2 protein-coding genes are annotated in these 4231 nt (G+C 42.0%); both read right to left on the bottom strand.

Annotated elements, in window-relative coordinates:
• Positions 1-247: 247 nt before the first annotated feature.
• Positions 248-643, bottom strand: a complete 396-nt coding sequence (gene mutT, locus H5187_RS22175) for an 8-oxo-dGTP diphosphatase MutT (RefSeq protein WP_149980579.1) — start codon at positions 641-643, stop codon at positions 248-250.
• A 532-nt stretch (positions 644-1175) separates the two neighbouring features.
• Positions 1176-3884, bottom strand: a complete 2709-nt coding sequence (secA, locus tag H5187_RS22180; protein ID WP_182719662.1) for a preprotein translocase subunit SecA — start codon at positions 3882-3884, stop codon at positions 1176-1178.
• Positions 3885-4231 lie beyond the last annotated feature (347 nt).

A 4231-nucleotide genomic window follows, 5' to 3' on the forward strand; every position in this document is an offset into this window, starting at 1 on the left:
GCGGTGGCAAGCCACTCGCCTACAAGTAATTAATTAGACACCAGAGTAAAATTTAACACCCGTAGGCGTTAAGCTTGCTGACGCAAAACACCACAACACATTTTAAAACGCGGTGGCAAGCCACTTGCCTACAAGTAATTAATTAAACATCAAAGTACAACTTAACTCCCGTAGGCGTTAAGCTTGCTGACGCAAAACACCACAACACATTTTAAAACGCGGTGGCAAGCCACTCGCCTACGTAAATTTAAACATCCACTTTTATTTTTTCGATAATTTCTACGTTGGCGGCAGGAAAATTGTAATCGTCTAACTTATCAATCGCGACCCATGCACTTTGCTGACCTTCTGCGCCATGGGCTTGGCCGCTAAAATCAGTGACTAAATGCACGTCGAGTTTTACACATTTATCGCCATAATCATGCTCAATAACCATCAGCTCGCTTGAACTATTAATTGTTAAACCTACTTCTTCTTGAAGCTCGCGCTTTAGTGCTTCGAATACGGTTTCGCCAGCTTCTACTTTGCCGCCCGGAAACTCCCACAAACCACCTTGATGTTTATCGTCAGGGCGCTTACAGATAAATAGTGTGTTATCTGCTTTGATAACCCCAACCGCTACATGCACAATTTTTTTATTCATCGTAATACCTTTATTAAAACCGAGCGGCATAAAGCCGCGCTTACAAGCAATTAATTAAACACCAGAGTAAAATGCAACACCCGTAGGCGTTGAGCTTGCTGACGCACCAACACCGAGCCACATTTAATATCGCGGTGGCAAGCCACTCGCCTACAAGTGATTTAACACCGAGATAAACTTTAACACCGTAGGCGTTAAGCTTGCTGACGCAAAAACACCGAAACAATATTGAATATCGCGGTGGCAAGCCACTCGCCTACAAGTGATTTAACACCGAGATAAAATTTAACACCGTAGGCGTTGAGCTTGCTGACGCACAAACACCGATACAATATTGAATATCGCGGTGGCAAGCCACTCGCCTACAAGTGATTTAACACCGAGATAAAATTTAACACCGTAGGCGTTGAGCTTGCTGACGCACAAACACCACATTTAAAACGCGGTGGCAAGCTACTCGCCTGATATTTAATCTTACAAACAAAAAAAGCGACGCAGGCGTCGCTTTTTAATTGTTAATTATAACATTTGGTTATTTTAACTTACCACAACACTGTTTGAACTTTTGACCCGAGCCACACGGGCAAGGTTCGTTGCGGCCAACTTTTGGCTCTGCGCGTGATGTTACGACTGCACCTTGAGGTGCTTCACCGCCTACGTGCTCAACTTCTTCATGTTGATATTCGCGAGGAGCATTTTCACTTTGGCGGTGTTGCTCTTCGATTTTTTCAACATCTTCTTCAGCACGTACTTGTACTTTACTTAAAATACTAACGACATCAATTTTCAGGTTCTCAAGCATTTCAGAGAACAATTCAAACGACTCACGCTTGTACTCTTGCTTAGGATTCTTTTGCGCGTAGCCACGTAAATGAATACCTTGGCGAAGGTGATCCATCGCAGCAAGGTGATCTTTCCAATGTTGATCCAGGCTTTGTAGCATAATTGCTTTCTCAAACTGACGAAGTACAGAATCACCAACTTGTTGCTCTTTCTGTTTGTAAGCTTGCTCAACTGACTCTTCAATACGCTCACGTAACTTTTCTTCGTAAAGTTTGTTATCGTCAGCTAACCATTGTGTAATCGGTAACTCAATTAAGAAGTCTTGTTTTAAGCGCTCTTCAAGGCCCGGAATATCCCACATTTCAGCTAGACTTTGCGGTGCAATGTATTGGTCAATAGTGTTACCCAATACGTCGCCACGAATAACCGTGATCGTCTCTGAAATATCGCCTTCTTCAAGCAACTCATTACGTTGTGAATAAACAACACGACGTTGGTCATTTGCTACATCATCGTATTCAAGCAATTGTTTACGCACATCAAAGTTACGTGCTTCAACTTTACGTTGCGCGTTTTCAATGGCACGGTTAACCCATGGATGCTCAATCGCTTCGCCACGTTGCATACCTAGTTTACGCATCATATTAGTCATGCGTTCACCAGCGAAGATACGCATTAATGCGTCATCCATCGATAGGTAAAAACGGCTTGAACCGGCATCACCTTGACGACCCGAACGACCACGTAACTGGTTATCGATACGGCGTGATTCGTGACGCTCAGTACCAATGATATGTAAACCACCAGCAGCAATTACTGCATCATGGCGAATTTGCCACGCTTCTTTAATCGCTTTGATTTGCTCATCAGTTGGGTTTTCAAGTTTTTCAACTTCGCTATTCCAGTTACCGCCTAACACGATATCAGTACCACGACCGGCCATGTTAGTTGCGATTGTTACTGTGCCTGGTAAACCAGCATCGGCAACGATGTCTGCTTCTTGGGCATGGAATTTAGCATTAAGTACGTTGTGCTTGATTTTTTCTTTACGTAAAAATTGCGATAAATACTCAGAGCTTTCGATTGAAATCGTACCCACCAATACTGGCTGGCCGCGCTCTTGGCAATCTTTAATATCGATTAGAATGGCTTCGTATTTTTCTTCTTGCGTTAAGTAAACTAAATCAGCGCGATCTTCACGGATCATCGGCTTATTAGTTGGCATAACAACAGTATCTAGACCATAGATTGACTGAAACTCAAATGCTTCAGTGTCGGCAGTACCAGTCATACCTGCAAGGGTATCGTAAATACGGAAGTAGTTTTGGAATGTAATTGACGCTAACGTTTGGTTTTCGTTTTGAATTTTTACATTTTCTTTTGCTTCAACAGCTTGATGTAAACCTTCAGACCAACGACGCCCTTCCATTGTACGGCCAGTGTGTTCATCAACAATGATTACTTCGTTTTCTTTTACAACGTAATCAATGTCTTTTTGATACAGCTTATGAGCACGTAATGCCGCATAAATATGGCTAAGCAGGGTAATACTCGCAGCAGAATAAAGCGAGTCGCCCTCAGCTATCAAACCACGTTCAATCAGTAATTCTTCAACTTTGATTTGACCACGTTCAGTTAAATGAACTTGCTTGGCTTTTTCATCAATAGTGAAATCGCCATCGCCTTCAATACCTTCTTCGTCTTCTTTCTCTTGTAACTCAAGAAGCGGAACTATGGTATTAATTTCAGCATACAGCTGCGAACTGTCTTCAGCGGGGCCGGAAATAATCAGTGGAGTACGGGCTTCATCAATTAAGATCGAGTCAACTTCATCGACTACCGCATAGTAAAGTGGACGTTGTACGCGTTCGTTAATGCTAAACGCCATATTGTCACGCAGGTAATCGAAACCAAATTCGTTATTAGTACCGTAGGTAATATCAGCGGCGTAGGCTTCTTTTTTCTGTTGCGGCATCATACCCGGTACGTTACAGCCAACAGTTAAACCTAAAAATTCAAATAATGGGCGGTTAGTTTCAGCATCGCGCTTGGCAAGGTAGTCATTCACAGTAATTACGTGAACACCTTTACCTGTAATACCACGTAAGTATGCTGGTAAACTTGCGGTAAGGGTTTTACCCTCACCAGTACGCATTTCTGCGATGCGGCCTTGGTGTAAAACCATACCACCTAGCAACTGTACGTCAAAGTGACGCATACCATTTACACGTTTTGATGCTTCACGTACCACAGCAAATGCTTCTGGTAGAATGTCATCAAGACCTTGTCCGTTATCGTAACGCTCTCTAAACTCTGCTGTTTTGGCTTTTAAATCTTCGTCTGAAAGCGCTTCAAGTTGCGTTTCAAGCGCGTTGATCAGCGCGACCGTCTTTCTTAAATTTTTAATAGTGCGGTCATTGCGACTACCAAAAATCTTGGTAAATAAATTAGATATCATGATAAAACCGTTACAATGTGTTCTTTGCTAGCCGAGTATCAGCTAACCCATTTTTATAATTACTAATTAATAGATTACTCACACGAGCACATATTAATTAGCAATTTCGAGAAACGTTGTGAAATACAGCGTTCAATACGTGCGCTACTATACCAGACTCTGCGAAACATCAAACCATCGCGTAGTTAAGATATCAGTTTTCTGCAAGAAAATTTAAAATAAGCCGTAAACATAACTTTAATTAAGACTATAAAATTATATTAACTATGGAGATATGGAGGTGGATAAAAGAAAATCAAGGGGAGTATAAGAACTTAGGTTCTAGGTTCTAGGTTCTAGGTTCTAGG

This window comes from Pseudoalteromonas sp. SG44-1 (genome assembly GCF_014164315.1).
GTDB classification, from domain to species: Bacteria; Pseudomonadota; Gammaproteobacteria; order Enterobacterales; family Alteromonadaceae; genus Pseudoalteromonas; species Pseudoalteromonas rhizosphaerae.

What these genes read in the sequence shown, in the direction of transcription:
- secA (WP_182719662.1), bottom strand. Translation starts at nt 3,884, where the DNA reads ATGATATCTAATTTATTTACCAAGATTTTTGGTAGTCGCAATGACCGC.
- mutT (WP_149980579.1), bottom strand. Translation starts at nt 643, where the DNA reads ATGAATAAAAAAATTGTGCATGTAGCGGTTGGGGTTATCAAAGCAGAT.